The sequence below is a fragment of the Chthonomonas sp. genome, from assembly GCF_035294165.1.
In the GTDB taxonomy this organism is placed as follows: domain Bacteria; phylum Armatimonadota; class Chthonomonadetes; order Chthonomonadales; family Chthonomonadaceae; genus Chthonomonas.
This window is the reverse complement of record NZ_DATGLN010000204.1, coordinates 1-1,849: the sequence shown is the minus strand read 5'-3', so window position 1 is coordinate 1,849 and position 1,849 is coordinate 1. Positions and strand designations below refer to the sequence as shown.

Sequence of the window (1,849 nt, the reverse complement as noted above, 5' to 3'; positions counted from 1 at the left end):
TGACAGGTCTCGAACCTGCGACCTCATGCTCCCAAAGCATGCGCTCTTCCAACTGAGCTACACCCCGCTTTTTACAATGTATTATACCCTATCCGGCTCTCTCACAGGCTATTACATCCCGTCTATTCTCTGCACCGGCTCCAACGCCTTGCGTGTTGGACTGTTCGTAAGGAGCAGCGTGGTCAACGACCACCGCCTAAAGGCAGCGGTTTGCCCTTGTTGTGAGGGAGCTTCCGTCGTTGTAGCAAACGGGAGAGATACGTTGTTGAACGCTCCAAAACCGCAAAAGAAAGGAGGTGTAGACAGGGGGATACGTCGGCCCATACAGTCTTCGGTCGCCTTTTGAGGCGGCGAGACAATTCCCTATGGCGGCGGCAGTACTCTTGTCGTGGTTTTTATGGACTTTCGGTTTAACCCGCTTACCGTGGAGATATGGCGGCATCGCTTAGCCTCTATCGCAGAGGAGATGGGAACCACTCTCGAACGTGTGGCCTACTCGCCCAACATTCGCGAGCGGCTCGACTACTCCTGCGCCATCTTCGATGCACGGGGTCGTCTCATAGCTCAAGCCGCTCATATACCGGTGCATCTCGGTGCAATGCCTCTCATGATGCGCAAACTTCTGCGGGCTGTATCGTGGTCTCCTAACACGCTATGGCTTTGCAACGATCCCCGCTTCGGAGGAACCCATCTGCCCGACCTCACCCTCACCGCTCCGGTCTACACAACCAACCGCACAAAACGGCTCATCGGCTTTGTCTCCTGTCGCGCCCATCATGCCGACATCGGCGGCATGACTCCCGGCTCGCTACCGCTTTCGCTATCCGCCTATCAAGAAGGGCTTATTTTACCGCCGGTTGCCCTCGTAGAAAAGGGCAAGCAGCGTGAAGACCTGCTCGATCTGCTCTGTGCGAACTCACGCGCTCCCCACGAGCGACGAGGCGACATCGCCGCCCAAATAGCCGCCTGCCATGTGGGGATAAGCCGCATGCAACAACTGGTGAATCGGCATGGACTTACCACCTTCTTGCACCATGCAGAAGAGACCCTTCACTATGCAGAGGCCGCTACTCGCCAGATTCTGGCGCAAATGCCCGTCGGCTCTTGGCAAGCTGCCCAACGTTTGGAGTTACCCACCGATGAAGTGAAGTATTTGAAGGTGACCCTTCGTTTCGACGGTTCGGGCACCGCGCAGTTCGACTTTTCGGGCACCTCTGCCCAAACGCAGAGCTGCCTGAACGCAACCGAGGCCATAACCCATGCCGCCTGCGCCTACGTGGTGCGCTGCCTGGCCTCGGAGGAGCTTCCCACCAACGAAGGCTGTTTTGCTCCGTTACAGATCATCGCGCCCGAAGGCACACTGGTCAACGCGCGTTTTCCGGCGGCTACCGCCGGCGGCAACGTGGAGACCTCCCAGCGATTGGTCGCTCTGCTTTTGGCCGCATTGCGGCAGGCACTGCCTCACCAGATGCCGGCAGATAGCCAAGGCACCATGAACAACGTGGTCATCGGGGGCCTCTCAACCGGTGAAGAAGGTCAAGAGGACGCCTGGACCTACTACGAAACCCTCGCCGGTGGGGCCGGGGCCTCGCCTCAAACACCGGGGGCCTCTGCCGTGCATACCCACATGACCAACACCCGTAACACCCCTGTGGAGGTGTTAGAATCGTACTATCCGCTGCAAGTTGTAGAGTATGCGTTGCGTGAGGGCAGCGGAGGACGAGGGTTCCACCCAGGCGGTGAGGGGCTAATACGCCGTCTAAGGCTTCGCGCGCCGGCCCACATCACGTTGCTTACTAGCAGCCGTGCCCAGAGACCGCAAGGGGCTAACGGCGGGGAGGCGGGTGCT

The 1,849-nt window shown here is 59.0% G+C and carries 2 protein-coding genes; both read left to right on the top strand.

The window, feature by feature from the left end:
- The coding region (locus VKV29_RS11100; RefSeq protein WP_324201372.1) for a hypothetical protein at positions 1-346 on the top strand (346 nt) is incomplete at its 5' end.
- Positions 347-397: 51 nt separating this feature from the next.
- A partial coding sequence (locus VKV29_RS11095) for a hydantoinase B/oxoprolinase family protein (RefSeq protein ID WP_324201371.1) occupies positions 398-1,849 on the top strand: 1,452 nt, incomplete at its 3' end.